A 25,264-nucleotide genomic window follows, 5' to 3' on the forward strand; every position below is an offset into this window, starting at 1 on the left:
TTTTTCAGTAAATAAAAACCTTGTTATATCAACGTTTGATGAGCATTATACTACATCATACCGCCCATGCCGCCCATGTCAGGCATGCCTGGTGCTGATGGTTCTGGGATGTCTGCTACTACTGCTTCTGTTGTTAAGAATAGTGCAGCTACAGATGCAGCGTTTTGTAATGCAGAGCGAGTTACTTTAGTTGGGTCCACGATACCAGCTTCGATCATGTTTACCCATTCGCCAGTTGCAGCGTTGAAACCGATACCGATTTCTTCGCGTTTTAGACGGTCTACTACGATAGATCCTTCTAAACCAGCGTTGTTTGCGATTTGACGAACTGGCTCTTCTAGTGCACGAAGTACAATTTTTACTCCAGTTGCTACGTCGCCTTCGTTCGCTTCCGCTACTTCCGCTACTTTTTTGTATACGTTTACTAGGGCTGTACCACCACCAGATACGATACCTTCTTCTACTGCAGCGCGAGTTGCGTTTAATGCATCCTCGATACGTAGTTTACGTTCTTTTAGTTCTGTTTCAGTAGCTGCTCCAACTTTTACTACCGCTACACCGCCAGCAAGTTTTGCTAAGCGCTCTTGTAATTTTTCTTTATCAAACTCAGAAGTTGTTTCTTCTACTTGCGCACGGATTTGTGCTACGCGACCTGCGATGCGGTCAGCATCACCGTTTCCTTCCACGATTGTTGTGTTGTCTTTAGAAACAACAACTTTAGAAGCGCGTCCAAGCTGAGTAATATTTGTAGATTTTAAATCTAAGCCAAGATCTTCTGTAATCACTTCTCCACCAGTTAGGATAGCGATATCTTCAAGCATTGCTTTACGACGATCACCGAATCCTGGAGCTTTTACTGCTACTGCATTGAATGTTCCGCGAAGCTTGTTCACAACTAGTGTTGCAAGAGCTTCCCCTTCTACATCCTCAGAGATCAGTAATAATGGTTTTCCTTGTTGTACCACTTGCTCAAGCACTGGAAGGATTTCTTGGATGCTAGAGATTTTTTTGTCTGTAATTAAGATATATGGGTTTTCTAGAACAGCTTCCATTTTATCAGAATCAGTTACCATATACGGAGATGCATATCCACGGTCGAATTGCATACCTTCTACTACGTCAAGCTCAGTAGTGAAACCGCGAGATTCTTCGATTGTGATAACACCGTCGTTTCCTACGCGTTCCATAGCTTCTGCAATTAATTCTCCAACTTCTGTATCACCAGAGGAAATAGCAGCAACCTGTGCAATTGATTCTTTTCCTTCGATTGGTTTAGAGATATCTTTTAACTCTGTAATAGCAGCTGCTACCGCTAGGTCAATACCTTTACGAATTCCCACTGGGTTTGCACCAGCAGTAACGTTTTTCAGTCCTTCACGAATCATAGATTGTGCTAGAACGGTTGCAGTTGTTGTACCGTCACCAGCGATATCGTTTGTTTTAGATGCAACCTCTGCTACAAGCTTAGCACCCATGTTTTCAAAGGAATCCTCTAGCTCGATGTCTTTTGCAATTGTAACACCATCATTTGTGATTAATGGAGAACCAAATTTTTTCTCAAGTACTACGTTACGTCCTTTTGGTCCTAACGTTACTTTAACAGCATCTGCTAGTTTATCTACCCCACGAAGCATTGCACTACGTGCGTCTTCACTGAATTTGATTTCTTTCGCCATGTTCTATAGACCTCCTATATTTTCGATTTATTAGCCAATTACAGCAAGAATATCGCTTTCGCGTAAAATTAAATATTCATTTCCTTCATATTTTACTTCTGTCCCTGCGTATTTAGAGAAGATGATACGGTCTCCTTCTTTCACGTCTAACTCAACGCGATTACCGTTATCAAGTACTCGCCCAGAACCTACAGCAACTACTTTCCCCTCTGATGGTTTTTCTTTAGCAGAGTCTGGAAGTACGATGCCAGATGCTGTTTTTTCCTCAGCTTCGATTAATTCGATAATGATGCGATCACCTAATGGTCTTAACAAGTGAAACTACCTCCCTAAAATAGTAAAATAATTGATTTTATTAGCACTCACACCCTATGAGTGCTAACACACTTATTATAATAATGAAACCCAAAACATTTTGCAAGCATGAACCTTATCTATTTTTAAATTTTTTCTTTTATTTCTATTTTCTATTACAATAGAAGAAATGGTATTTCTATAGAGAGGATTATGTAATACATGAAACAAAGACAAACAGGCTTATATATACTGATTATCTACGTGCTTATGCAGCTTTCTGGAGCCATTTTTGCACCTCTTCTGTTCCTTTTGTTTAAAGGAATGGGGATGAAAAATGCAGAAATGTTGGCCTCAGGCTGGTGGATGTTTATCAGCTTTGCCTTAGCCACTATAATCACTTTGCTTATTATTCGAAAGGATAGACATTTTATACGCCCGCTAAAGGGACAAGCGGCAAATACTCCCACAGTGATTGGTTGGGGAATTATAGGTTTCTTTATGGTTTTTCTGGGCCAGACGCTTGCAGCAAACATTGAAATTAGACTTGGAATTGAACCAGGCTCTCAAAATACAGCAGACTTTATCACCTTGGCAACCGAGGTTCCACTGGTTATTTTTTCAATCGTAGTGTTTGCTCCCATCTTAGAAGAGCTCATTTTCCGCCGCCTTATATTTGGTGCATTATTGCCAAAGACGAATTTTTTTGTAGCCGCACTCGTCAGTTCATTAACCTTTGCGGTCATCCACCTAGAGTTTGTACACATACTAATATATGCTACGTCCGGGTTCATATTCGCCTTTCTTTATTACAAGACAAAACGAATCCTTACCTCTATTATCGCTCATATGCTCTTGAACGGATATGTAGTAGTGGTTAACATGAATTATGATAAAATCGTTCGCTTTTTAGAGAAATATGTAGAGATTCAGTAGAGAACAGTGTAAGCCTCGGAATACTAACCATTCCCTAATTAGAATAAAGCTAAACGAACAGCACTTACGGCTTATACGTCCGTAAGTGCTGTTATGTTTGGAATCACTTTTCCTATGTAAGAGCGATATTTGTTACTCAACATGTTCATTTCTTATTAAATAGATAAGCGTTTGAAGCTCTACAGAGAGGTCAATTGTATGTACACGTATTTCATCAGGAGTAGTTAGCCTGACGGGCGTAAAGTTCAAGATTCCCTTGATGCCTGACCCTACTAGCTCGTCTGCTACCCCCTGCGCCACACGACTCGGGATCGTGAAGATGACAAGTTCAATGTCAAACTCCTTTAGCTTTTCTAACATTACACTAGAATGGAACACTGGAATGTCACTAATTATGGTTCCTTCTACAGGTGCCTTTGTATCAAATGCCACGACAATCTTGGTGTTATGGTTCTTTTGAAAGTTATATTTTAAAAATGCGGTACCCAAGCTTCCAACACCGATGAGTGCAACATTTGCAGCCTCGTCCTGATCAAGTGTTTTGCGGAAGAATGCCAGAAGATTCGGAACATCATAACCATAACCTTTCTTCCCTAGAGCTCCAAAGTGAGAGAAGTCTCGTCTAATTGTTGCGGAATCTATTTTCATTGCTTCACTTAATTCCTGGGAGGATACTCGTTTATGTCCAGCGTTATGAAAGCTTTGTAAAAACCTATAATATAAAGGAAGCCTTTTCGTAGTCGCTTGAGGTATTTTTGGTACGTCAGGTTTCATGGTAACCCTCCACTTCTATATACAATTTTTTTCAATTCCCTATCTTTCATTGTAAGGCTAGAGCATTGCAACGACAAGTCCTATCTATTACACTAAGGATAGAATTGAGGTGCTAGAACGTGATTGTTTTACAAGTGAATCAACTAACAAAATCCTTTAACGGTGAAGATATATTAACGAATGTAAAGCTAGAGGTACAGGACCGTGACCGAGTAGCCTTAGTCGGAAGAAACGGTGCCGGGAAATCTACGCTACTTAAAATAATCGCTGGGGAGATGTCTTATGACTCAGGCGATATTATCATGCCTAAAAATATACGACTTGGATATCTAGAACAGCATGCAGGCCTCGAATCAAAGCTATCCATTTGGGAAGAAATGAAATCTATCTTCTCTCACTTAATTGATTCTGAAAAAGAGCTCCGTTCGCTCGAAGTACAAATGGCCGATCCTGTGGTATATGAAAATCCAGAAGCCTATGCACGAGTGGCAGCTGCCTATGATGAGCTTCAGCTTGCTTTCAATGAGGCTGGGGGCTATCGATATGAATCTGATATCCGTTCTATCTTACATGGCATGCAGTTCTATCCAGAGGATTATGACAAGCCTGTCCAAGCCCTATCCGGGGGACAAAAAACAAGGCTTGCATTAGCAAAGATGCTGCTCAGTAAACCAGATCTTTTAATACTAGATGAGCCGACGAACCATTTAGATATCCAAACACTTAGCTTTCTCGAGAACTATTTAAAGAATTATCAGGGAGCTATTTTGATCGTATCACATGATAGGTATTTCTTAGATCAAGTGGTGACACTTGTGTATGAGGTTTCTAGACATAACGTCACGCGCTACGTCGGAAATTATAGCAAGTATCTAGAGCAAAAGGCAAAAAATTATGAGCTAGATAAAAAGAAATTCGAAAAACAACAAGAAGAAAAAGCAAAGCTAGAGGAGTTTGTGGCTAAAAATCTTGCACGTGCCTCTACCACGAAGATGGCTCAGTCCCGCCGCAAGGTTTTGGAGAAAACAGACTGGATGGATGCTCCTGATGGAGACGAAAAATCTGCTTCCTTTGGTTTTACGATTGACCGCCCGAGCGGGAATGATGTGCTTCGCTTAGAAGGTGTGGCGGTGGGCTATACAAATAAAACCGTATCCTCCGACATCTCCTTTAGTGTGTATAAGCAGGATCGTATCGCATTAGTTGGCCCTAATGGTGTCGGCAAATCCACACTGTTAAAGACAATCATGAAGCAGCTGCCACTTGCTAACGGAAACATTCAATACGGTACAAATGTCCAATTTGGCTATTATGATCAGGAGCAAGCAGCTCTCACTGGCAATAAAACCGTTTTGAAGGAGCTTTGGGATGAATGGCCGCTTATGAATGAGAAAGAGGTGCGAACGGTACTTGGGCGCTTCCTATTCTCGGGTGATGATGTGTCAAAGACGGTGTCTACCTTATCAGGTGGAGAAAAGGCACGACTTGCCCTTGCTAAGCTGATGCTACTTAAAGCCAATACATTAGTGCTCGATGAGCCTACCAACCACCTTGACTTAGACAGTAAAGAGGTTTTAGAGAATGCTCTCCTTGACTTCCCTGGAACGATTGTCTTTGTATCTCACGACAGATACTTTATCAATCGAATTGCCACGAAGGTAATTGAACTATCCTCTGATGGTGCTGCCCTATATCTTGGTGATTACGATTATTACCTAGAGAAGAAGGAAGAACTAGAAGAGATAGCTATGGAAAATGCCGTGACAGAGAAGACCATCGTACCGAAGGTCAACACTTCTACCATTGACAAGGAAGCTAAAAAGAAGGAACGTCAGCTTCGTCGCCAAGTGGAGGAAATAGAAGACAAAATGCCACAGATTGATCAAGCAATTGTATTAATAGAAGAAAAGCTGTGCGATCCAGAAATATTCCAAAATCATGAAGCCGTACAAAAGCTGCAAACAGAGCTAGAACAATTAAAAGAAGAACAAGACAATCTTTCTAACAGCTGGCTGGAGCTTCAAGAACAATTAGAAGAAATCAGTGGATCCTAACCCCCATATTTGGGGGTTTTTCTTTTTAGCAAATTTATCCCGCATTAAGGGACAGTAAGACTCCTACTTCAAGATGGCAAAAGAAAGGAGACAGCTAAGTGGGAGATCAACTGGCCCTAAAAGCCCGATTGGTTCAACTAATGATTGGTGGGGGATGAAAGAAAACCCCCACCAATCAAAGTTTCACTTTATCTGTCGAAATGTGACCATAGATGTAGGTCAAGCACAATTTTGTTCCTTTTTTTCTCCACAAATTTATTCACACCCAAAATGCTGTTATATCAATCTATCAACAGCTTTATCCACATTGTCCACAGTTTATAAAGTTGTTTTTCCACATAATTGTGTGAAAAACAGACACAATATATAGATTCATCACAACTTACTAACATCTTATCCACAAATTGTGAATAAGTACGAATGTTCCCTATTGACAACTTTTCATTCTCATGGTAAAAATACCTCTTATTTTGTCGAATTAAATTATTAAAATATTATTATATTTCAATCAAATAACCATATAGATAATGGTAATATATTGGATAAGTACATTTTTTCCAATAAGGGGCTGTTATATGAAAACAAAGACGATGTTCGGTATTACTATGTTTGCTCTCACTATTTTTCTATATGGCTGCAAAGAGGAAGTCGTTGCAGATTCAAACGAGGAGTTAAATTTAGAACCTGTAGATGGAATTGTCATAGCGCCAGGGATTCCTACAGAAGAACAATGGGTGTTAGATAAACTACTAGAAAAATTCCCTGGTGCCACTCTATATGACTACATCATGTTAGATATTGATCATGATCAAACCCTAGAAATAATCCCTTTCTTTAGTACCCCAGAAAATAACGTAAATATTGCATTATTTAAAGAAGGTTCATCGAAAGGTATTGCTATCGGTCAAGGATTGGACTTTGTAGAAGATTCTCTACAATATGAGGAGGACACGAATTTTTTCTTCATCACCTTACGTGATGAGAAAAAAAACCAAACAATTGATTATAAAATTACAATCGAGAACGATGACCAAATTAGTAGTACTAACTTTATCGTCGAAACCATTAACGAACGTGAAGAATAAATATATAATCCTTCTCTAATCATTGTTTGGGTCAAACTACAATAAAAAGGTCTGCACAAGGCAGACCTTCTTTTTATCTCCAGCTATTTAGTTCTAGTCCCGGGCGACCGTTCATAGCAAAGTCACCTATTTTGCCGGCAGCAAATTTGGAGCTTCCAGCCGCTGCTATCATCGCTGCATTGTCTGTGCACAGCTTGATAGGTGGTACGTAAAATGGAATTTGCTCCTTCGCGAATGCTTCCTCTAATGACTTCCGTAATCCGTTATTTGCTGCTACACCACCCGCTGCAATTACTTGTTTTACGTGGAACTCGCGTGCAGCTCTTACGGTTTTAGACGTTAGTACTTCAACTACGCTTTCTTGGAATCCAGCAGCTAGGTGGTTTGGATTAATTTCCTCTCCACGTTGCTCCGCATTGTGCTGATAATTAATGACGGCAGATTTCAAGCCACTAAAGCTAAAATCATAGGAGCCTTCTTCTAGCCAAGCTCTTGGAAATGGGACAGCTCCATCACTTTCATTTGCCAAACGGTCGATATGCGGACCTCCTGGATATGGAAGATTCAATACTCGAGCCACTTTATCATAGGCTTCACCAGCTGCATCATCTCTTGTTTCTCCAATTAATTCAAACTGGCCGTCTTCCTTCATTAACACAAGCTCTGTATGTCCGCCAGACACCACAAGTGCCAATAAAGGGAATTCCATAGGCTGTACGAGTACGTTTGCATATATATGACCAGCAATATGATGGACCCCGACAAGTGGCAGACCATTTGCAAAGGCGAAAGCTTTCGCTGCATTAATTCCTATTAAAAGTGCCCCTACTAGTCCCGGTCCCTCTGTTACTGCTACGGCATCCAAATCCTCTGGTGTCATATTTGCTTGCTTTAGCGCTTCCTCAATAACTAGTGTAATTTGCTCTACGTGGTGACGTGAAGCAATCTCAGGTACAACTCCGCCAAAGCGTTTATGACTCTCGATTTGTGAAGCCACAACGTTTGATAATATTTCGGAGCCATTTTTCACAATAGAAGCTGCTGTTTCATCACAGCTTGTTTCAATTCCTAGTATGATTTGATCTTTTTTCATGTAAATTCCACCCACATCACAAGAGCATCCTCCTGCGTATCTGTATAATAGTTTTTGCGTATTCCGCCGTCTTGAAAGCCAAGCTTGTAGTACAAATTTTTGGCAATATCATTGGACACTCTTACCTCTAGGGTCATTAATACAACCTCCTGCTCCTGTACAATTCGGAATGCCTCCCGCATGAGCCCTTCCCCAATCTTGTGCCCGCGCATTCGTTCAGAAACCGCTACATTCGTAATGTGGCTTTCATCTAACACAATCCACATACCGCAATAGCCTACAATTTCTTTTTCATCTGTCTCGGCAACAATATAATAGGAATAGAGATTCGTCGTCATTTCATGCTCAAAGGCCTCTCTTGTCCATGGGACAGTAAACGCTTCTTCCTCAATCTTCAGGACTTGATCAATATCCTCTAATGTCATTTTTCGATAAGTAATATTAGTTTCCATTGTTCTTCTGCTCTTTCATCCAATTGGCTTCTGCTTCCGTCACGCGGAGGTATTCTGGAACTATGGTATGTGTTTCTACTGGTTCACGCTTTTTAGCTAACTCTATTAATACTGCAGCACTAGGCAATGAAAATGCAGGATTTGCCTTCTGTACTCTTTCGCCTAGCTCCGTTTTTATTTGCTCCCAATGTAACTCTACGTCCATCCCTACGAATAAAACCTGTTCATCCATTTCCTTTAGCAATGAAAGTAAATCAGTCATCGCCATATGGGATTCCTTCACCTGTTCCCCATTCCTATATACTCCCGCAAACACATTGCCTCGACGAGCATCCATGATTGCACATACTACTCCTGGAAAATAAGGTGCGTTTCCAGCAAGCACCTCTAAGCTGGATACTTGCACAATCGGCTTATTTAATGTCCATGCAAGCGTTTTTCCAATCGTGACACCAATGCGCACACCTGTATAAGAGCCAGGTCCATGTGAGACAGCGATTGCATCTAGCTCCTTCGGCTGAATTCCTGCCTTTGCCATCAGCTCCTCTATTGCCGGCATTGTTCCAATCGAATGTGTTACCTTCATAGAGGATTTATATTCTGCAAGCACTTGTTCATCCTTCACGATAGCAACCGCTAATGGTGTATTAGATGTATCAATTCCTAACCATATCATTCAAAAAGCCCCTTACATAATTGTTCGTATCGTTTTCCGATTGGTTCAAATATAAAATGACGCTTGTCGCCCTCCAGACGAAGAATCTGAATAGCCAATCTTTCCGGTGGTAGATCCTCTTGGATTAAATGCGCCCATTCCACAATACTTACCGCATCTCCGTAAAATAGCTCGTCCCATCCTAAATCCTCGTCACTATCAGCCAAGCGATACACATCCAAGTGATTCAAGGGATATTTTCCCTCATATTGCTTTAATATTGTAAACGTAGGACTATTTACAGTTCGAGTAATGCCTAGTCCCTTTGCAATACTTTTCGTAAATGTCGTCTTTCCTGCTCCAAGATCCCCTTCAAGCGTCAGCACATCAGCTGGCTGAAGGAAATCTGCAAGCTTTTGCCCTAGCTCGATTGTTTCCTGTTCTGACTCCACTATTCGTTCATACATATCAACCGTTAACCTTCCAATCCAAACGCTATTTTCTTCTATTATAATGAAAACAAGCTGGGAATGTAACTTTTGTGGTTTAATTTCACTAATACTAGTTGATATTAATTGAAATTCCTCGTAATTATGTCTGATAGCTAATTGAAAAACCATGCTGTTTAGTATGTATGGATACAAGATTGTATTGCAAAACCAAGCACACATGTTAGTAGTATATCTTTAAGTAAGTACTTCTACCCACTTCACCCAACATAAAAAGCCACTTCCCTGGAAGCAGCTTTCCTATTTACATGCAATATAAGGTCTATTGAACAAGCCGAACAACCTTTGCGACCGCTTCCTCGCCAGCATGCTCCCAACGATTCTTGTTTAAGATGTTTCCGTCTTTGTCAAGCGGATGTTGAAATTGATCAAACTCAGAAGTAGTTAGTAGCGAGTTTTCATCCTTGTCTAGTCCAAAGTTTACTACATGCTTAATCACATAAGGAGCTTGAAACTGTATACGTGCCTCATATTCATCTAGCATTCCTTCAGTAATGCTAAATGGGATACGTAGGTAAATAGTTTCTCCTTCTTCCCTTGAAAGAATATGATCAAAGCTCCCTTTATCGTAGTCCCAATTACTGCCAATCGTATAACCTAAGCTTGCAATGCGGTACTTTAAATCACCAAAGTAAGCGGTCATTCCCTCTAATTCAGTTTGTAGTTGAATCATACCTCTTCCTCCTGTTCCCATATTCTCACCTATTCTGTCCCATTCGAATAGAGAGTATACGAGAAGGAGATGGCACTTCCTTCATCGCAACCATAACAGAGCATTGCACAATTAAAACCGCTTAAAAATTCGCTTAAAAAAGGACGGTTTTATTTCTTTTAGTTCCAATAGTTTTTGGGCAATTAACCCTGATAATAGGTTATAGCCAGCTTCCCCAAAGTGTAATCCATCATTATCCTTCCCTTTTAGCAACGCCTTGTAATTTTCTTTTGAGTAAAATTCAGTAAAGAAGTCTATATATTGGCTTCCTGTTTCTCTTGATATAACCTCGACGGCTCTTGCATAATCTTGTATTCTTTCATTGGAACGGTTTGGCTGCAAGGATTCATCCACTGGCGCTGGAGAGATGAATATCGTCTTACTCGGACCGATTTGCTCTGCAAAGCTTCTAAGATTCTCCTTGAACTCGTTGATATCAACCAACCGATGAGCAGCAGAGTCATTGGCACCAAATAAGACTGTAACAATATCAGGTTTCTTTTTTAATACATCCTGTTCTAGTCTCTCCTTTGCCTCGACTGTTGTGTTGCCAGATACCCCTGCATTTATAAACTGATAGCCCGGTAATTTTGCTGATAGCTTATAAGTAAGGATAGGAGCTGGGTAACCTTCCTTTCGTGCTGTAATGCTATCTCCGAAGCAAACCACCTTGATCATAGAAAAACATCTCCGTTTCATTATTAGTTTCCTTATAAGTTTATATTTACATTTTTGAGGCTATACAAACGTATAGCAAACACCTTGGAGGAACAGTTATGGAAAACAAGCGATTAATATGGGTTGATGTCACAAAGGGATTCCTGATGGTACTTGTAGTTTTAGGTCATTTCCCTGGTGACTTTTGGCTCTCTAAATATATTTACTGGTTTCATATGCCAGCTTTCTTTTTACTTAGTGGTATATTCTTTAAAGAAGTAAAGGAAAATGAGGATCCACAAAAGCCTGTCAAAAAACGTTTCTTACAGCTAATGGTACCTTATTTATTCTTTCTCATAACCATTACAACTATTCGTTATGGTATGCAAATCATTCAAGGTAACCATGATTTATCTTGGTACATACAAGATGTTTGGACACTAATCGTTGCAGGGCGTTTTGTTCGTGGTGCATACGGCGTCTTCTGGTTTGTGACTACTTTATTTTTTACTTACTTACTATTCATTTGGATGACAAAGTATCTAAATAGGACGAAGCAGATTATTTTATTGGTAGCTTTTTATCTTATTGCACATTTAGAAAGCTTCTTTGCTCAAAGAGTAATAGATGGTTCTACTGTTGAAGCTGCACAATCTATCCCAATACTATGGAATCTAGATGTCACACTAATGGCTATCGTCTATTTTTCCTTAGGCTATTATGGTAAGTCCTTATGGATGAACGTTACAAAACCATGGCTATTTGGAGCATTGGCACTCATGGTTGGCGCTTTTTTCGCAGACCAAGCAGGTATGATTAACTATCAGCTTAGTATGAAGTTTTTACGATACGACCATCTTGTACTGGATTTTATTATCCCAATAGCGTCGATTATTGTACTTGTGGGTTTATTCCAACGAATAACAAAGGTTGTATCTCTTAACTGGCTTGTCACAGTTGAAAAGCATTCTATTGCGATTATGTATCTTCATATCTTTACAGACATGATTTTTAATGACTTCTTTGAATATGGAGTAGTTGGATATACTTTATTAGGAATTTTTATCCCGATGATGATTTCTGTAGCACTTCAACGTGCCGTCCCTTACGGGAAATTCCTATTAGGCGATATACGTGCTAAAAAACCAAAGAAACTTACAAATGTATATACTTCGTGAAAGCTGCCAATATGGTGGCTTTCTTTTTTTAAAATATCTTGGAAAATAATAGGTTTAAGTAAAGAGATTAGGTGGAATTAAAAATAAAAAGCCAAGTCTCTAAAAACGACCTAGCTTTTTATTCATTAATCTAAGATAATTAATTTAACTTCTTTTCTTCCCCATTGTATCGCATTATCATACGAGGGAATAAATACATCAATCTTGTTACCTTTGATAGCACCGCCGGTATCACCAGCGATTGCTTCGCCATAGCCTTCTACCCATACTCTTGTTCCAAGAGGGATTACTCTAGGATCTACAGCAATCACCTTTTCTTCAGGGTTTGCTCGAAGGTCGATTCCATATGCAGTGGTACCCGAGCATCCCTCACAATAAGCGGTGTAGGCTGTGGCTATCATGGTCATCTCTTTCCCCTGCCCCCCAGCTGGTGGTGAAGAGGTGCCCATGACTTTTACTTCTTCCTTCTCTTCAGGTTCTTCCATTACTACCATATCTGAATTTCCATCTGATAGTCCTTCATCACTGACGAGCAGTTCGTCTCCCGGATGTATTAAGTAACCATTCAAGTCATTGAGACTCATTAGGGAGTCTAGTGACATATCATGTTGTAACGCAATTCGATAAAGATTATCTCCCGACTCTACTACGTAAACTGTCGGTTCTGGTTCTTCTAAAAATACAGGACTAAATGGGTCTTCATATAAAATCTCATAGGCATCGTTGGCAATTGGTAGATTCTCAAAAGCTACATAAAGTTCGGCGATATTTTCTATCTGTGACCTTTCTTCTTCATAGCTTATTGAGGGTAACGAGTTAGCAGCTACGGTTAAGCCATTCATCGTAAATGCTAAGAGCATTACGAACAAGAATGTATTAATTTTTCGCATAGATATCCTCCTTTAGTACCTTAACTTAAACTCTCTAGAGTATTGCCCCAAAACTTCAAAAAACAAACCTTCTGTTTTAAAAAATAGAAGTTTTCGTTCAAAACAACTAGAAAAAAGCTATTATAGGAGGACATAACTTCTCACTAGACTGGAAACTTTTACATTTTTGCTTTTATTTATAAAAAAATGCTTTATGTATAAATAACTTCCTGATAGTTTGTTCGTTTGAATCAATTCTATATTGGGAATTTGTAAGTAAAAGTAATTATAATAAAAGTAAACGGAGGGGAATTTATGAAGAAAAGCGCACTGGTGATTATAGACGTTCAAAATGGGATGTTTTTAGAATCTGGTCCTGTATACCAAGCAGAAGCTTTACTCGAAAACCTACAAAATCTGATAGAGAATGCAAGACGCAATCATGTACCAATTTTTTATATCCAGCACAATGAAGAGAAAGGTACTTTGGTCAATGGTTCTTCTCATTGGGAGATACATCCATCGATCAAGCCAACTGAAGATGATTTTACTTTACAAAAAAATACCCCTGATTCTTTCTATCAGACGGAATTACATACTCTTCTACAAGAAGAAGAGATCACTCATCTAGTTTTAGCAGGGATTCAAACCGAAATCTGCGTAGACACTACCTGTAGAGCTGCCTATAGCTTGGGATACGAGCTCACATTGGCAGAGGATGCCCATAGTACATGGGATAGTAAGGAATTAAGTGCTAGGCAAATTATTAACCACCATAATCAGGTGCTTCGCTGGTTTGCAGATGTAAAGGAAACAAGGAAGATTATTTTTGTATAGTTACTGTCACCATCGGCATATAGATGACGTCCAACAATAAAAACGATGACCTCTATAAAGGGATCATCGTTTTAATTATGGGAGACCTAAGTTTTTTATTTGATGATACTTATAAAATGCTTTAAAATGCGTGCTGTCAGTCCCCATATCGTGTAGTTGTCATAATCATAAAACCACTCTTCCATCGGGCGCGGTCTCCACTGATACTTTTCCCCATTAACAATTTTATCAAATGGAAAATCATCCAGCGGTCTTGCCTGAACAGTTACTGTATGCATGTAAGGTTCGTGCTCTAAGAGCCAAGAAACAGGAATTGTGAAGATTTCTTCTACTTCCTCTTTATTAAACGAATGAACCTCGTCATAGGGAAGAACTCCGATAAACGGATAGACCACAAAGGAAGGCGACGCAATATAGGGACTCATCTGACCCAAAATGTTGATGCTAGAAGGGTCTACTCCTAACTCCTCATGCGTTTCCCGAATGGCAGCAGCATGCGGCGATGCATCCGTGGAATCAATTCTGCCTCCCGGAAAGCTAATGTCTCCTGGCTGTGTTCTTAGCTTATGAGAACGTACCTCAAACAATACGTGCCACTCGTTTGCAATCTGCACTAGAGGTATCAGAATAGCTGAACGATAAGCTGTTTCCTCCCCTATAAATAATGGCTGTCCATCCTCTAGAACATTTTTCACTTTCTCTAGAAACATCAAACCACTCCCTCTATTTCTATTTTCATCGTACCATAAAAAGGGAGAAAAGTTGGAGCTGCATGTCTTCCATAAAAAACCGAAGATTTCTCTCCGGTTCAAGGTTTGCTCTTTACTATACCAATAACTTTTCCGTTTATTAAAACGTCCTCTTTTTTCATTTGGATAGTCTCATATTTTTCGTTCTCTGAAATTAATAATATGGAGTCTCCCATCGGCATAAACTTTTTCATGGCGGCCTCCCTCTATAATAGCAATGACAATGTCACCATTCGAAGCAGCTTGCTGGCGATTAACAATTACAATGTCTCCTTTATCAATTTCAGCCCTGTTCTAATAGCCTAACTTTCCTTATAATGAATAAAAAAGGAAGAAAATAGTATGACGATTTATAACAAGTTAGTTCGAGATCTTATCCCAGAAATAATAGATAAACAGAGTTCTGTTTCCATGCGGATTCTAAATCATTCTGAGCACCTAAAAGAAATGAAGAGAAAGTTATATGAAGAGGTCAGAGAATTTGATGAGTCTACTAGTAGAAGTGAGGCATTAGAAGAACTGGCAGATGTTTTGGAATTAATTCATGCAACGTTACCTTTCTATGAAGCAACTTATGAGCAATTAGAAGAAATACGCCTACGCAAGAAGGAAAAACGAGGCGGATTTGAAAAAGGAGTCTATTTAATAGAAGTTAAGGAATAATAACCTGAGCACAACAAATAATGCTCTGCTTAGGGAGATTAAATTTTAAAGGAGTGAACAGTGATGAAATTATTCATCCCTTTTGTTGTGACGATAGCCATTTACTTTATTTCTGCCATAATTTTGTCTCCCCTCCTCTCTTGGGTGGGGTACTCATCAGCAGAAGGATCTTATCATGCACTAACCCATGCGCTCATTCTTTCTTTAATCTTCACTGTAATTGTATGTACATTTGTTATTGTAGAAAATATCAAAGAGCAGAAAGAGGATTAATGATAACTAGTGACAATCGTTAAGAACGTGTCAATAGCGGTACCCAGCTCTTCCTCATCTATATCAAATTTAGGATGATGGTGAGGATACTGACTCTTTTCACCTTTCATTCCAATATGATAATAGCTGCCTGGGATTTTTTCTAAATAATACGCAAAATCCTCAGCAACCATGATGGGCTTATCCTTTTCTATTACACGATTCGGATAAGTCTCTTTAAATAGTCGGCTTAACTTTTTGGTCACATCTACATCATTCACGACAGGAGGTGTCCCGATAATAAACTCTACGGTCCCTACTGCTCCAAACGTCAAGCTCATTTGCTCGACTAAACGCTTCATTTCGTTCATCAATCTTTCTCTCACCTCATGAGAGAATGTTCGAAAGGTCCCTGTAATAGTTGCTTTGTTAGGGATAATATTTGTGCTGGTCCCTGCAATCACCTGTCCGACTGAAATAACGGATGATTCGACTGGATTCATCCTTCTCCCTACAATAGCCTGGAGAGCAATGATAATATGAGCAGCAACATAAGTTGGATCTACTGTATCCTGCGGAAAAGCTGCATGCCCTCCTTTTCCTTGAACGGTAATGACAAAATCATCTGAGGAACCCATAAACTCTCCAGTTTTCATGATGATTTTTCCTTTCGGCTCATCGGACATCAGATGCAATCCAAATATCTCGTCTACCTGCTCCAAGACTCCTTCTTTTACAAGCTTCTCTGCTCCACTAGGAGAAATTTCTTCACAGGATTGAAAAATGAAGACGATATTATGCTTCACCTTCTCTCTATTTTCCATTACCCATTTCGCTACGGAGAGAAGGATTGCGGTGTGGCCATCATGACCACAAGTATGTGAGATGCCAGGAACTTTCGAAAGACATTGCTTCTGCCCCTCCTCTTGGATAGGTAAAGCATCTATATCCGCACGTAACGCAATCGTTTTATCTCCTTTTGTCCCTTTTACATAACCAACCGTACTCGGTTCTGTGCAAGGAAGTAACTCAAGTCCAAGCTCCTTTAATACACCTTTAATATAAGCACACGTATTATATTCCCTTCCAGATAACTCGGGGTTCTCATGTAAGTATCTTCTATGATAAATCGCCCATTCTAATAGGACATTCGTTAAGTTAGTCATATTTCACCTCAGTTAACAGTATATATGTTTTATCTGAATAAAAATAAGGTGCTTGCTAATTTGGCTTTACTCCCCAGTCAAGCTTTAAAATGGTCTCTAAAGCTTTTACCTTTTCATCCCCAATGGTGTTAGCTATTTGACGTACTAACTCTGTTCTAATTGTTTCATTTTCCTCATGGTATCTTTCTCCTAATTCGGTTAGACGGAGACACTTTTCTTTTTTGTTATTTTCCACTGGACCAACCTCTACAAGCCCCTTTTGTTCAAGACTTTTTACAAATTTATGAGTCGCCTGTCTGGTTATATTCACGTTTTTGGAGATGGAAGCAATGGTTGGCTGTTTTTTGTAAGTTTTCGCCATGATAAACCATTCTGAATTAGAAATATATATATCATGATTACTGTTCCATGTATCTTCTATTATTTTTCTTAACAATATATGTCTTTCACTTAATAGATCTACTAAATCTAAACCCTGTAATCGTTCCTCCATGGATTTCACTCCATTCTTTTTATTTGCCATACTAATATATAAAAAAGGTCATATTTTGTCAACAAAGTTGACATTTAAACCAATTAAGTATATACTTATTTTAGTTAACAAAGTTGACAAAATTTATCTAGAGGAGAGATGATATGCATAAAGTCGGAGAACTAATAACGTATTCTACTCATGGAATTTGTCATATAGATAATATCACTAGTAAAACCTTTAACGGAGTGACGAAAGATTATTATGAGCTTCATCCACTTGATAACGAAAAACTTGCAATTAGCATTCCCATAAATAGTGATTTAGCAAGAAATATGGATATAATGAAGGAAAAAGAAGCCAGAAAAGTTCTTCATTCATTTCAAGAGGAAGGGATGGAGTGGATTGAAAACCACAGGCTTCGTCAGCAAACATATGCGGAAATCACTAAAAAAGGGAATCGGCTAGAGATTGCCAAGATTCTTTGTACATTGATGAGTAAACAGCTAGAAGCTGAGGTTAATCATAAAAAACTTTTAGCCCAAGACTTGAAAATCCTACTAAGCCTCCAAAATATTTTGTATAGGGAGCTTTCTCATTCACTCAAGATCCCTAAACAATCTATTATAGAGATGATTACGGGAAATATAGAAGCAAATTTAAAGCCAGTTTAATCTAACTGGCTTTTTATATACCCTTTATTATTTCCAGCGTTTCTATCACACTCTCTAGAAAATCTGGAATTTCATTCATGTTATCTTCATTTATTTTTGGCTGAAATATTATTTCTATCGTATTTATATAGAGGCTTTCCTCTCCATAAAGGAAGCTAAGCGTTTGGGTAATATGGACATCGTTTTCCCATATTCCGTTTAAGGCTTGCTCTACCTTGCTACATTGCTCTGGAATATCTTGAACTTTCATATATATACGTAAAATTAACGTACAACCTATATCTTTTCCGACGAGTTCTAATATTTCACCCGCTAAGTCTTCTAACCCTGAACGTAATACCACCTGAGCAAATATCTCTGACTGTTTGACCAAAGCAAACTGAAGCGTTAACTCTCTACTGATGCTTGCAAAGTCCAATGTATCTGTACGATTTAAGATAGTTATTCTTCCCTCTATATTATCTAAATCGTATATTTGATTCTCTAGTGCTACCTTTAAGTTTTCAAAGATGGTTGGATCATACATAAGAAGCACCCTTTCTTAAGACGGTAGTAGTGTCAGTACGGCAAAAAAGTGAAGAATGGATCCGGCCAATACAAAAACATGCCAAACCGCATGATGATAAGTAAACCCTCTCCATACATAAAAGATTGCCCCAAAAGTATAAAGTAATCCGCCGATTGCCAGGAAAACTAAACCATTCGTGGTCATGTTGGTAAGCAGCGGCTTCCATGCAAATATCAATAGCCACCCCATCGCTACATACAGGATAGTAGAAGTATGTAAGAATCTCTTCACGAAGTAAGCCTTAAATACGGTACCTGCTATTGCTAAACCCCATACTATTCCAAAAAGTGTCCAGCCTAGAGGACCCTTTACAACTAGAAACAAAATCGGTGTATAGCTTCCTGCTATAAAGAAATAAATGGAGGAATGGTCGAGGATTTCAAAAATATCCTTTGCCTTTCCAGCAGGAAAAGCATGGACTAAGGTCGAGGAAGTATATAAAATGACCATGGTAGCTCCAAATAAAGTAAAACTCACTACATGCCATGCGGTTCCCTTAGAAACCGCTGAAACTACCAGTATCACCAGTGCTGCTATGCTTAGCATAGCCCCAATGCCGTGGATAATGGCATTTGCTATTTCTTCACGCTTTGAAAATATATGTGTATTACTCATTTCACTCAGCTCCAATATTTTTACTATCTCTATCCTATCACTATAAAGAAATAAATTCAGAAAACAGATGCTATAATATATTTAATCAGCTTCATAGAGGAGTTTTCAAATCATGTGCTTAGTTAATTTTCATTATAAACAACATCTCATATATTCTTTGATTGTGGCAGCAAACAGAGATGAATTTTATGAGAGACCAACTGCTCCTTCTCATTTTTGGGAGGATCACCCGACTGTATTAGCTGGTAGGGACTTATTACAATTGGGCACTTGGCTAGGCATATCTAAAAATGGCCGTTTTGCCGCTTTGACCAATTTTCGCGATCCTTCTCTGCAAGATGGCACTCAGTCACGTGGCACTATCGTAAAGGATTTTTTGATTTCTCATGAAAGCTCATGTGAATTTATAGACAAGCTTTCAAAGGAGCGTGACAGCTATGGAGGCTTTAATATTATACTAGCCGATGATATGCAATTTCTTCATTATAATAATGTGCTAGACGAAAGAAATGAGATAATACCAGGAACGCATAGCTTAAGCAACCATACACTCAATACTTCATGGCCTAAAGTAGAGTATGGCAAACGAGTATTATCTCAATATGTAGAAGAACATCCTGACCGAGTCGATCCAGATGCCCTCTTCAGCCTGTTAGCTAATGAAGAAGTTGCACCTGACCATACTCTCCCCATCACTGGTATTGGGATAGAAATGGAACGTTCTCTTTCTCCTTTGTTTATAAAGTTACCCCATTATGGTACACGTTCTTCCACAGTATTGCTGATAGATCAGGAGAAAAACGTAGATTTTATCGAGAGAACCTTCCATAATGGAGCATTTTATTCAGAAAGAAAATATCAATTTAAAATTAAATAAGTGTATTTGGTGGACATAGCCAAGTTAATAGTCTATACTTACGTTAATAGTTAAATGCTTCACTAGAAACATGAACTCACGTATTCGAAAAGGTGATCGTGCGTCTTATCGGTACTTTTTCTAATACGTGAATTTTTTTATCTTTTAGAACGTTTCTATTATTAAAATTTTTGGAGGTTTTTTATATGACACAAGGTACAGTAAAATGGTTTAACGCAGAAAAAGGATTTGGATTTATCGAGGTTGAAGGCGGAAGCGACGTATTCGCTCACTTCTCAGCTATTCAAGGAGAAGGCTTCAAATCTTTAGAAGAAGGTCAAAAAGTTGAATTCGATATCGAAGAAGGCAACCGTGGACCACAAGCAGTTAATATCGTAAAACTATAATTGACTGATAGCGGAACATAAGGATATTCCTTATGTTCCGTTTTTTATTACCACATATTTCTCCGATCAAGTCATCCCTCTAGTACGGAGGTAACCATATGAATTGAATCCCATTCTCCCAAAGAAAATCGAGATATGGGATATTTCTTCGGATTTAACATTCGATTAATTTCTGTGGAGCTTTTCCCTTCTGCATGCAGCTTCCTCACCTGCTCTTGAAACTCCCATAAAAACTCTAGCTTTCTAGTCAGCTTTTGCCTGCCGTTGTTCAAATAACCTGCATGACTGCAAATAACCTCTTGAAAATCATATGTAAGTACTTGCTCCAGCGAGGTGATAATTGTTGGTATACTCTCATCACGAAGTATGACACGTGTTCTTTCCAGACAATATAAATCACCTGTAAAAAGCTGTCCCGTTTCTCTATTAAGGAAAGATTTGTGATCTACAGAATGACCAGGAGTGTCGATTACATCCCAAATTGCATGCTTAGATTCGAAGGTGGTTCCAAGTGGCTCTGCACGAAAGGGGCGACGCTTTCCCCAAAAAAGCTTACGATAGAGAGGATAATTGGCTTTTTTCATACATGCCAAGGCCATTTCCTCCCCCATATATAGAGGAAGCCCTTTTTTCTGCATATAAGCTGCATTCCCGGTATGATCCTCATGATGATGAGTCAATAAAACTTGTTCAATATCCTTCGCATCCAGGAATTCCTTAAACTCTTTTCTCAAGGAGAACCCACCTGTATCAATGAGGACACCATCTATTACAAAGCAGTGCACATTCATACGCACCTTCTGAAAAGAGATATACCCATTCGCTATTCGTACTCCACTCTTTTCACTTTGCTCAAATCTCTTTTTAAATATCACCACATATCCTCCTCTTTCCCCAATCCTTTTTTATGGTTCTTCACTATAACTTGGGGTTGATTTCCGTTTTGGCTGGACGCTTCCTGGGGGCGCAGCTCCGGGACAACAGGATGTTGTTCAAGAAAACGTTGGCACACGATGTGCCGTTCTTAGTTTTCCATCTTGTTTCGGATGCTTCCGAAACAATTGGATTTTCCGCACGGGTGCTCCTGTCGCTTCGCTTTCGTCGCAGAAGATATTTGCTCCTGTCGCTTCGCTTTCGTCGCAGAAGATATTTGCTCCTGTCGCTTCGCTTTCGTCGCAAATAAATTCGCTAATCCCCTAGGAGTCGCCAGCCGACACTTCAATCAACTTTTTCTTATCTGTCATCCCCAACTTTTGGTTAAGAACCTTTTTTATCCATTATATCTATATACTATTTGGAAAGTAAATCTAGCTATTAGACTGGCGAATCTATATTTGCTACTACAAGAGCAATGCTACATAGCAGAAATCGGTCAAAGAAAAAGGTGTCCCTTACTTATGGGACACCCCTCCTCCTTATTCCTCTTCATTCACAATTACTTGTTTCCCTCTCATTTTTAAAATGAGCGGAATCAGTAGCCAAGCTGCAGCAGCAATTAGGAAAACAACTGACAGAGGCTTTGTTAAAAATATACTGTAATCACCATTAGATATAGTCAAGGCACGGCGCATATTGTTTTCAATCATTGGTCCTAAAACGAGTGCCAGTACTAGGGGCGCCACCGGGAAGTCATTCTTAGAAAGCAAGTATCCCAAAATACCACAGCCTAGTAATAAAAACAAATCGAAGGTTGTGTACTGAACTGCATATACCCCAAAGAAGGAGATAGCAATGATAATCGGAAGTAAATACTTTTTCGGTGTCTGAATGATTTTGGCAAACACTCTAACTAGTGGCATGTTTAATAAAAGTAGCATTAGGTTCCCTATGAACATACTTGCAATAAGTCCCCAAGCAACCTCAGGATGCTCATCAAATAATAAAGGGCCTGGTTGAATGTTATACATGATTAGTGCACCCATCAGGATTGCCGTTGTTCCAGATCCAGGAATACCTAGTGTTAAAAGTGGAATCATTGCTCCACCCGATGCAGCGTTGTTTGCAGACTCCGGTCCGGCTACCCCAGCAATATTCCCTTTTCCAAAGGTTTCTGGTTTTTTACTAAACTTCTTTTCCGCTGTATAGGAGAAAAAGGATGCTAAAGTTGCTCCAGCTCCAGGTAACACACCTATGAAAAAGCCTAATAAGGAACCACGGACAATCGGTACGGAGCTTTCCTTCATTTCTTGTTTTGTTGGCATAATGCGATTAATCTTTGCAATGGTTCCAGTATCCTGATCACGTTCTAGGATTGTCTTGAATACTTCACCGAGTGCAAACAAACCTACAGCAATCGTTAAAAACTCTAGACCAGAATAAAGGATTGGTTGTTCATATGTAAATCTAGCAATACCAGAAACCGCATCAATCCCGATTGTTCCAAGCATCAACCCGAAAACGGTCATGATTAAAGCCTTGGTCATCGACTTACCAGCTAGACCACTTACTGCAGCAAGACCTAAAAGCATTAAGGAAAAATATTCTGCTGGACCAAATTTAATGGCTACATTTGACAGTGGCTCTGCCAATAATACCAATCCTACTAAAGCGATAATTCCTGCAACAAACGAACCGATTGCAGAAATTGCTAAAGCTGATCCAGCACGGCCTTGCTTTGCCATCTGATAGCCATCTAGTGTAGTCACTACAGATGAAGACTCGCCTGGTGTATTTAATAGAATAGAAGTAGTAGAACCACCATACATAGCACCATAATATACCCCAGCTAATAAAATAATAGAGCTTGCTGCGGCAGCCTCAGTCGGCATTCCTGATGTAATAGTAGCTGTCACAGGTATTAACAGCGCTACCCCACTCATAGGACCAATCCCTGGTAACACCCCCACAGCAGTCCCTATGATCACACCTACTAATGCGAATAATATGTTATGCCATTGAAATGCAACACTAAACCCATCTGCTAAAAACTGTAATGTATCCATCGCTTTCTATTCCCCTTTCTTAAAACGGTAACCCTGGAAGTGAACCGCCCAGGAGCTCCGAAAACAGATAATAGATTCCCACTGAAAAAAGAACAGATATAGCCAGGGAATACATAATCTTTCCTTTTTCCATCGTTTGGAACGCCACTAATAAGAATAAGAAAGTGGAAAGCACATATCCGATTATTTCTAATAAGAAAGCATAAAGAAGTGCACTAACAAAAATAATAAGAAACTTTTTATACTGGAGCTGTTCTTTCCCTGTCTTCTCCGATTTGTACTTAAATGTTTCGTAAATTAATCGGGCACTTAATAAAATGAGAATGATTCCAAGCCACATTGGAAAGACTTTTGGACCAACTGCAGACCCATACGCACTATCTGAAATGCGCTGACTCTCTACTACAAATAAAATACCGATTAATAAGAAGGAAATCCCCGCAATCCTATCAAATTTTTTGTTCAAAACTGTCTCCTCCTAAACAGAAAAGGCGACACTCCGGAGGTCGCCTTTATCTATTATTTTTGCATTCCTAGAGCGGTTAATAATTCTACAATTACTTTGTCCTGCTCCTCTAGATATTTGGTAAATTCCTCTGAGTTTCTATACTCGCTAGCCCATCCGTTTCTTTCTAGCTCTGCTTGCCACTCTTCAGATTCTACTAATTTCTCTAGCTTTTCTTCCCAATAGCTTTTTGCCTTATCAGACATTTCCTTCGGTCCAAAAATACCTCTCCAAATCGTGAACTCTGCATCGATTCCCGACTCTTTAAAAGTTGGCACCTCTGCCAGCTCGCCTTCTAGTCTTTCAGAAGAACTAACTGCTAGTACGCGGACATCGCCAGACTTTACATATGTTGCAATAGTAGAAGCATCTGTCGCGATTACATCTGCATTATTCCCAAGTAAAGCAGCAATTGCTTCTCCGCCTCCATCATAAGAAACATATTTCACAGACTTTGGATCAATTCCCGCTTCATGAGCTGGAAGCACTCCAACCAAATGGTCCATCGACCCTGGAGCAGACCCACCCGCAAGCGTCACAGCCTTTGCGTCTGCTTTAATAGCATCCAACACATCTTGAAGCGTTTGGAACTTAGAATCACTTTTTACAACGATTGCCCCGTAATCACGTGTCAGCTGTGCTAGTGGGGTAGTATCCTTGTAGCCATATGGACTGTTTCCTTCTGCCTTATTGTTGTTAATTAAGATAGGGGGTGATTTCACCATGAGCATATAATCATTTTTTGCTTCCTTTGTAGCAAATTCCGCCATATAAACTGCTCCACCACCACCCGGCTTATTTTCCACTGTGATTGGCTTTTCAATAATTTTTGTATCATTCATCGTTTTTGCTATTGCTCTTGCTGTTAAATCCCATCCTCCACCTGCACCTGAAGGAGCTACGATTGTGATATTACTAGTCGGGTATTCCTCATCTGCCTGTGTAGACGAACAAGCTGCTAACCCTAGCGACAATGTTGCAATAGCAGCAATTGAAGTGAATTTCTTCCACATATTCATACAACCCCTTATAAAATGATAGCGTTTTCAAAACGCTTTCTATTAATTTATCAAAATATTAGTTATTTTCAATGTTTCTGTCGATAAGTTAGATAAAGAAAATAAAGTCTATTTTGTTCATAAAGTTCATGCGTTAAGAATGGATGAACTGTCCTTTGGAAGAGGTTTGAAAATAGATCTTGCGATTTGGGGGTCCCAGCTTGCGATGAATCTCTCTCGGAGTAGAACCTTGTGATTAGGGGCTTGGATCTTGTGATTATACATCTGGATCTGGCGATTTCGGGGTCCTATCTTGCGATGAATCTTTCTCGGAGTGAAACCTTGCGATTAGGGGCTTGGATCTTGTGATTATACATGTGAATCTTGCGATTTTGGGGTCCTATCTTGTGATGGATCTCTCTCGGAGTGGAACCTTGTGATTCGGGGCTTGGATCTTGTGATTAACTAGCGGGATCTGGCGATTTCGGGGTCCTATCTTGCGATGAATCTTTCTCGGAGTGGAACCCTATGATTAGGGGCTTGGATCTTGTGATTAGACTCTGAATTTTGCATTTAATCATTAAATGGAAGAAAATGGTATAAGACATTTTTTTAT

The 25,264-nt window shown here is 39.4% G+C and carries 29 protein-coding genes and 1 pseudogene; 10 read left to right on the forward strand and 20 right to left on the reverse strand.

From position 1 onward, the window contains the following. Nucleotides 1–50 precede the first annotated feature (50 nt). Nucleotides 51–1,676, reverse strand: coding sequence for a chaperonin GroEL (groL, locus tag AC1VU3_RS15340; RefSeq protein ID WP_480390292.1), 1,626 nt, complete (start codon nucleotides 1,674–1,676; stop codon nucleotides 51–53). Between the two features lie 30 nt (nucleotides 1,677–1,706). Beyond that, nucleotides 1,707–1,991 carry a co-chaperone GroES gene (groES, locus tag AC1VU3_RS15345; RefSeq protein WP_480390291.1) on the reverse strand — a complete coding sequence of 95 codons (285 nt, stop codon included), beginning with the start codon at nucleotides 1,989–1,991 and terminating at the stop codon, nucleotides 1,707–1,709. 201 nt (nucleotides 1,992–2,192) lie between these two features. On the opposite strand from groES, the gene AC1VU3_RS15350 reads away from it, so the two are divergent. Continuing rightward, the gene (locus AC1VU3_RS15350) at nucleotides 2,193–2,906 is read left to right on the forward strand and encodes a CPBP family intramembrane glutamic endopeptidase (protein WP_480390290.1); all 714 of its coding nucleotides are present in this window, start codon (nucleotides 2,193–2,195) and stop codon (nucleotides 2,904–2,906) included. Nucleotides 2,907–3,038: 132 nt separating this feature from the next. Here AC1VU3_RS15350 and AC1VU3_RS15355 read toward each other — a convergent pair whose 3' ends face one another. Further along, a complete protein-coding gene (locus AC1VU3_RS15355; RefSeq protein ID WP_480390289.1) occupies nucleotides 3,039–3,680 on the reverse strand; it encodes a redox-sensing transcriptional repressor Rex in 642 nt (213 codons plus the stop codon). Nucleotides 3,681–3,799: 119 nt separating this feature from the next. On the opposite strand from AC1VU3_RS15355, the gene AC1VU3_RS15360 reads away from it, so the two are divergent. Together AC1VU3_RS15360 and AC1VU3_RS15365 are read left to right on the forward strand one after the other, a co-directional pair. Beyond that, nucleotides 3,800–5,734: an ABC-F family ATP-binding cassette domain-containing protein gene (locus AC1VU3_RS15360; protein ID WP_480390288.1), complete on the forward strand. Its 1,935-nt coding sequence runs from the start codon at nucleotides 3,800–3,802 to the stop codon at nucleotides 5,732–5,734. A 575-nt stretch (nucleotides 5,735–6,309) separates the two neighbouring features. After that, nucleotides 6,310–6,819, forward strand: coding sequence for a hypothetical protein (locus AC1VU3_RS15365; protein ID WP_480390653.1), 510 nt, complete (start codon nucleotides 6,310–6,312; stop codon nucleotides 6,817–6,819). 73 nt (nucleotides 6,820–6,892) lie between these two features. Here AC1VU3_RS15365 and tsaD read toward each other — a convergent pair whose 3' ends face one another. The 6 genes from tsaD to AC1VU3_RS15395 form a co-directional block, all read right to left on the reverse strand. Then, complete coding sequence (gene tsaD, locus AC1VU3_RS15370) at nucleotides 6,893–7,912, reverse strand: tRNA (adenosine(37)-N6)-threonylcarbamoyltransferase complex transferase subunit TsaD (RefSeq protein WP_480390652.1); 1,020 nt, start codon at nucleotides 7,910–7,912, stop codon at nucleotides 6,893–6,895. Continuing rightward, nucleotides 7,909–8,364: a ribosomal protein S18-alanine N-acetyltransferase gene (gene rimI, locus AC1VU3_RS15375; protein WP_480390651.1), complete on the reverse strand. Its 456-nt coding sequence runs from the start codon at nucleotides 8,362–8,364 to the stop codon at nucleotides 7,909–7,911. The genes tsaD and rimI overlap by 4 nt, the downstream gene beginning before the upstream one ends. Beyond that, the gene (gene tsaB, locus AC1VU3_RS15380) at nucleotides 8,354–9,040 is read right to left on the reverse strand and encodes a tRNA (adenosine(37)-N6)-threonylcarbamoyltransferase complex dimerization subunit type 1 TsaB (RefSeq protein WP_480390650.1); all 687 of its coding nucleotides are present in this window, start codon (nucleotides 9,038–9,040) and stop codon (nucleotides 8,354–8,356) included. Before tsaB ends, rimI begins: the two co-directional genes overlap by 11 nt. Beyond that, nucleotides 9,037–9,486 carry a tRNA (adenosine(37)-N6)-threonylcarbamoyltransferase complex ATPase subunit type 1 TsaE gene (tsaE, locus tag AC1VU3_RS15385; RefSeq protein WP_480390657.1) on the reverse strand — a complete coding sequence of 150 codons (450 nt, stop codon included), beginning with the start codon at nucleotides 9,484–9,486 and terminating at the stop codon, nucleotides 9,037–9,039. The genes tsaB and tsaE overlap by 4 nt, the downstream gene beginning before the upstream one ends. A 304-nt stretch (nucleotides 9,487–9,790) precedes the next feature. Beyond that, nucleotides 9,791–10,201: a YugN family protein gene (locus AC1VU3_RS15390; protein ID WP_480390649.1), complete on the reverse strand. Its 411-nt coding sequence runs from the start codon at nucleotides 10,199–10,201 to the stop codon at nucleotides 9,791–9,793. Nucleotides 10,202–10,312: 111 nt separating this feature from the next. Continuing rightward, nucleotides 10,313–10,918, reverse strand: coding sequence for a GDSL-type esterase/lipase family protein (locus tag AC1VU3_RS15395; protein ID WP_480390648.1), 606 nt, complete (start codon nucleotides 10,916–10,918; stop codon nucleotides 10,313–10,315). A 98-nt stretch (nucleotides 10,919–11,016) separates the two neighbouring features. Between AC1VU3_RS15395 and AC1VU3_RS15400 the strand changes: the two genes are divergently transcribed. Beyond that, nucleotides 11,017–12,075: an acyltransferase family protein gene (locus AC1VU3_RS15400; RefSeq protein WP_482983917.1), complete on the forward strand. Its 1,059-nt coding sequence runs from the start codon at nucleotides 11,017–11,019 to the stop codon at nucleotides 12,073–12,075. A 125-nt stretch (nucleotides 12,076–12,200) separates the two neighbouring features. On the opposite strand, the gene AC1VU3_RS15405 is transcribed toward AC1VU3_RS15400, so the two are convergent. Next, nucleotides 12,201–12,965 carry a 3D domain-containing protein gene (locus AC1VU3_RS15405; RefSeq protein WP_480390644.1) on the reverse strand — a complete coding sequence of 255 codons (765 nt, stop codon included), beginning with the start codon at nucleotides 12,963–12,965 and terminating at the stop codon, nucleotides 12,201–12,203. A gap of 294 nt (nucleotides 12,966–13,259) precedes the next feature. Here AC1VU3_RS15405 and AC1VU3_RS15410 point away from each other — a divergent pair, with 294 nt between their 5' ends. Next, complete coding sequence (locus AC1VU3_RS15410; protein WP_482983918.1) at nucleotides 13,260–13,781, forward strand: cysteine hydrolase family protein; 522 nt, start codon at nucleotides 13,260–13,262, stop codon at nucleotides 13,779–13,781. Nucleotides 13,782–13,876: 95 nt separating this feature from the next. Here AC1VU3_RS15410 and AC1VU3_RS15415 read toward each other — a convergent pair whose 3' ends face one another. Both AC1VU3_RS15415 and AC1VU3_RS15420 read right to left on the reverse strand, forming a co-directional pair. Next, entirely contained in the window at nucleotides 13,877–14,491 is a 615-nt protein-coding gene (locus tag AC1VU3_RS15415) for an NUDIX hydrolase (protein WP_480390642.1), read from the reverse strand. A gap of 98 nt (nucleotides 14,492–14,589) precedes the next feature. Continuing rightward, nucleotides 14,590–14,812: pseudogene (locus tag AC1VU3_RS15420) on the reverse strand (LexA family protein). 60 nt (nucleotides 14,813–14,872) lie between these two features. Between AC1VU3_RS15420 and AC1VU3_RS15425 the strand changes: the two are divergent. Both AC1VU3_RS15425 and AC1VU3_RS15430 read left to right on the forward strand, forming a co-directional pair. Further along, on the forward strand, nucleotides 14,873–15,193 hold the full coding sequence (locus tag AC1VU3_RS15425) for a nucleoside triphosphate pyrophosphohydrolase (protein ID WP_480390641.1): 321 nt from the start codon (nucleotides 14,873–14,875) through the stop codon (nucleotides 15,191–15,193). A gap of 63 nt (nucleotides 15,194–15,256) precedes the next feature. Continuing rightward, entirely contained in the window at nucleotides 15,257–15,466 is a 210-nt protein-coding gene (locus AC1VU3_RS15430) for a hypothetical protein (protein ID WP_480390640.1), read from the forward strand. Here AC1VU3_RS15430 and AC1VU3_RS15435 read toward each other — a convergent pair. Then, nucleotides 15,463–16,611, reverse strand: coding sequence for a M20 metallopeptidase family protein (locus tag AC1VU3_RS15435; protein ID WP_482983919.1), 1,149 nt, complete (start codon nucleotides 16,609–16,611; stop codon nucleotides 15,463–15,465). The two genes, AC1VU3_RS15430 and AC1VU3_RS15435, sit on opposite strands and share 4 nt — an antisense overlap. Nucleotides 16,612–16,666: 55 nt before the next feature. After that, entirely contained in the window at nucleotides 16,667–17,104 is a 438-nt protein-coding gene (locus tag AC1VU3_RS15440) for a MarR family winged helix-turn-helix transcriptional regulator (RefSeq protein WP_480390638.1), read from the reverse strand. A 143-nt stretch (nucleotides 17,105–17,247) separates the two neighbouring features. Between AC1VU3_RS15440 and AC1VU3_RS15445 the strand changes: the two genes are divergently transcribed. After that, the gene (locus tag AC1VU3_RS15445) at nucleotides 17,248–17,757 is read left to right on the forward strand and encodes a CarD family transcriptional regulator (protein ID WP_480390637.1); all 510 of its coding nucleotides are present in this window, start codon (nucleotides 17,248–17,250) and stop codon (nucleotides 17,755–17,757) included. 13 nt (nucleotides 17,758–17,770) lie between these two features. Here the strand turns inward: AC1VU3_RS15445 and AC1VU3_RS15450 are convergent, their stop codons facing one another. Next, nucleotides 17,771–18,283 (reverse strand): hypothetical protein, encoded by a 513-nt coding sequence (locus tag AC1VU3_RS15450; RefSeq protein WP_482983920.1) that lies wholly within the window; start codon nucleotides 18,281–18,283, stop codon nucleotides 17,771–17,773. 15 nt (nucleotides 18,284–18,298) lie between these two features. Continuing rightward, nucleotides 18,299–18,940 carry a PAQR family membrane homeostasis protein TrhA gene (gene trhA / locus AC1VU3_RS15455; protein ID WP_480390635.1) on the reverse strand — a complete coding sequence of 214 codons (642 nt, stop codon included), beginning with the start codon at nucleotides 18,938–18,940 and terminating at the stop codon, nucleotides 18,299–18,301. A gap of 112 nt (nucleotides 18,941–19,052) precedes the next feature. On the opposite strand from trhA, the gene AC1VU3_RS15460 reads away from it, so the two are divergent. Together AC1VU3_RS15460 and AC1VU3_RS15465 are read left to right on the forward strand one after the other, a co-directional pair. Continuing rightward, nucleotides 19,053–19,817, forward strand: a complete 765-nt coding sequence (locus tag AC1VU3_RS15460; protein WP_482983921.1) for an NRDE family protein — start codon at nucleotides 19,053–19,055, stop codon at nucleotides 19,815–19,817. Nucleotides 19,818–20,002: 185 nt separating this feature from the next. Next, a complete protein-coding gene (locus AC1VU3_RS15465; protein ID WP_480390633.1) occupies nucleotides 20,003–20,203 on the forward strand; it encodes a cold-shock protein in 201 nt (66 codons plus the stop codon). A gap of 71 nt (nucleotides 20,204–20,274) precedes the next feature. On the opposite strand, the gene AC1VU3_RS15470 is transcribed toward AC1VU3_RS15465, so the two are convergent. From AC1VU3_RS15470 to AC1VU3_RS15485, 4 genes are all read right to left on the reverse strand, one after another. Further along, nucleotides 20,275–21,078, reverse strand: a complete 804-nt coding sequence (locus AC1VU3_RS15470) for an MBL fold metallo-hydrolase (RefSeq protein WP_482983922.1) — start codon at nucleotides 21,076–21,078, stop codon at nucleotides 20,275–20,277. A gap of 540 nt (nucleotides 21,079–21,618) precedes the next feature. After that, nucleotides 21,619–23,145: a tripartite tricarboxylate transporter permease gene (locus AC1VU3_RS15475; protein ID WP_480390631.1), complete on the reverse strand. Its 1,527-nt coding sequence runs from the start codon at nucleotides 23,143–23,145 to the stop codon at nucleotides 21,619–21,621. A 19-nt stretch (nucleotides 23,146–23,164) separates the two neighbouring features. After that, a complete protein-coding gene (locus AC1VU3_RS15480; protein ID WP_480390630.1) occupies nucleotides 23,165–23,611 on the reverse strand; it encodes a tripartite tricarboxylate transporter TctB family protein in 447 nt (148 codons plus the stop codon). Between the two features lie 53 nt (nucleotides 23,612–23,664). Next, nucleotides 23,665–24,663 (reverse strand): Bug family tripartite tricarboxylate transporter substrate binding protein, encoded by a 999-nt coding sequence (locus AC1VU3_RS15485; protein ID WP_480390629.1) that lies wholly within the window; start codon nucleotides 24,661–24,663, stop codon nucleotides 23,665–23,667. Nucleotides 24,664–25,264: the final 601 nt, after the last annotated feature.

It is taken from the genome of Psychrobacillus sp. Z16_25 (genome assembly GCF_056856695.1).

Bases quoted from the DNA above. Each gene is read 5' to 3' on its own strand.
- AC1VU3_RS15450 (WP_482983920.1), bottom strand. From the start codon at position 18,283: ATGTATGATCCAACCATCTTTGAAAACTTAAAGGTAGCACTAGAGAAT.
- AC1VU3_RS15430 (WP_480390640.1), top strand. From the start codon at position 15,257: ATGAAATTATTCATCCCTTTTGTTGTGACGATAGCCATTTACTTTATT.
- AC1VU3_RS15465 (WP_480390633.1), top strand. From the start codon at position 20,003: ATGACACAAGGTACAGTAAAATGGTTTAACGCAGAAAAAGGATTTGGA.
- AC1VU3_RS15425 (WP_480390641.1), top strand. From the start codon at position 14,873: ATGACGATTTATAACAAGTTAGTTCGAGATCTTATCCCAGAAATAATA.
- tsaB (WP_480390650.1), bottom strand. From the start codon at position 9,040: ATGATATGGTTAGGAATTGATACATCTAATACACCATTAGCGGTTGCT.
- groL (WP_480390292.1), bottom strand. From the start codon at position 1,676: ATGGCGAAAGAAATCAAATTCAGTGAAGACGCACGTAGTGCAATGCTT.
- AC1VU3_RS15485 (WP_480390629.1), bottom strand. From the start codon at position 24,663: ATGTGGAAGAAATTCACTTCAATTGCTGCTATTGCAACATTGTCGCTA.
- trhA (WP_480390635.1), bottom strand. From the start codon at position 18,940: ATGAGTAATACACATATATTTTCAAAGCGTGAAGAAATAGCAAATGCC.
- tsaD (WP_480390652.1), bottom strand. From the start codon at position 7,912: ATGAAAAAAGATCAAATCATACTAGGAATTGAAACAAGCTGTGATGAA.
- AC1VU3_RS15355 (WP_480390289.1), bottom strand. From the start codon at position 3,680: ATGAAACCTGACGTACCAAAAATACCTCAAGCGACTACGAAAAGGCTT.
- AC1VU3_RS15365 (WP_480390653.1), top strand. From the start codon at position 6,310: ATGAAAACAAAGACGATGTTCGGTATTACTATGTTTGCTCTCACTATT.
- AC1VU3_RS15395 (WP_480390648.1), bottom strand. From the start codon at position 10,918: ATGATCAAGGTGGTTTGCTTCGGAGATAGCATTACAGCACGAAAGGAA.
- AC1VU3_RS15440 (WP_480390638.1), bottom strand. From the start codon at position 17,104: ATGGAGGAACGATTACAGGGTTTAGATTTAGTAGATCTATTAAGTGAA.
- AC1VU3_RS15475 (WP_480390631.1), bottom strand. From the start codon at position 23,145: ATGGATACATTACAGTTTTTAGCAGATGGGTTTAGTGTTGCATTTCAA.
- AC1VU3_RS15390 (WP_480390649.1), bottom strand. From the start codon at position 10,201: ATGATTCAACTACAAACTGAATTAGAGGGAATGACCGCTTACTTTGGT.
- AC1VU3_RS15405 (WP_480390644.1), bottom strand. From the start codon at position 12,965: ATGCGAAAAATTAATACATTCTTGTTCGTAATGCTCTTAGCATTTACG.
- AC1VU3_RS15445 (WP_480390637.1), top strand. From the start codon at position 17,248: ATGCATAAAGTCGGAGAACTAATAACGTATTCTACTCATGGAATTTGT.
- AC1VU3_RS15400 (WP_482983917.1), top strand. From the start codon at position 11,017: ATGGAAAACAAGCGATTAATATGGGTTGATGTCACAAAGGGATTCCTG.
- rimI (WP_480390651.1), bottom strand. From the start codon at position 8,364: ATGGAAACTAATATTACTTATCGAAAAATGACATTAGAGGATATTGAT.
- AC1VU3_RS15350 (WP_480390290.1), top strand. From the start codon at position 2,193: ATGAAACAAAGACAAACAGGCTTATATATACTGATTATCTACGTGCTT.
- AC1VU3_RS15410 (WP_482983918.1), top strand. From the start codon at position 13,260: ATGAAGAAAAGCGCACTGGTGATTATAGACGTTCAAAATGGGATGTTT.
- AC1VU3_RS15460 (WP_482983921.1), top strand. From the start codon at position 19,053: ATGTGCTTAGTTAATTTTCATTATAAACAACATCTCATATATTCTTTG.
- tsaE (WP_480390657.1), bottom strand. From the start codon at position 9,486: ATGTATGAACGAATAGTGGAGTCAGAACAGGAAACAATCGAGCTAGGG.
- AC1VU3_RS15415 (WP_480390642.1), bottom strand. From the start codon at position 14,491: ATGTTTCTAGAGAAAGTGAAAAATGTTCTAGAGGATGGACAGCCATTA.
- AC1VU3_RS15435 (WP_482983919.1), bottom strand. From the start codon at position 16,611: ATGACTAACTTAACGAATGTCCTATTAGAATGGGCGATTTATCATAGA.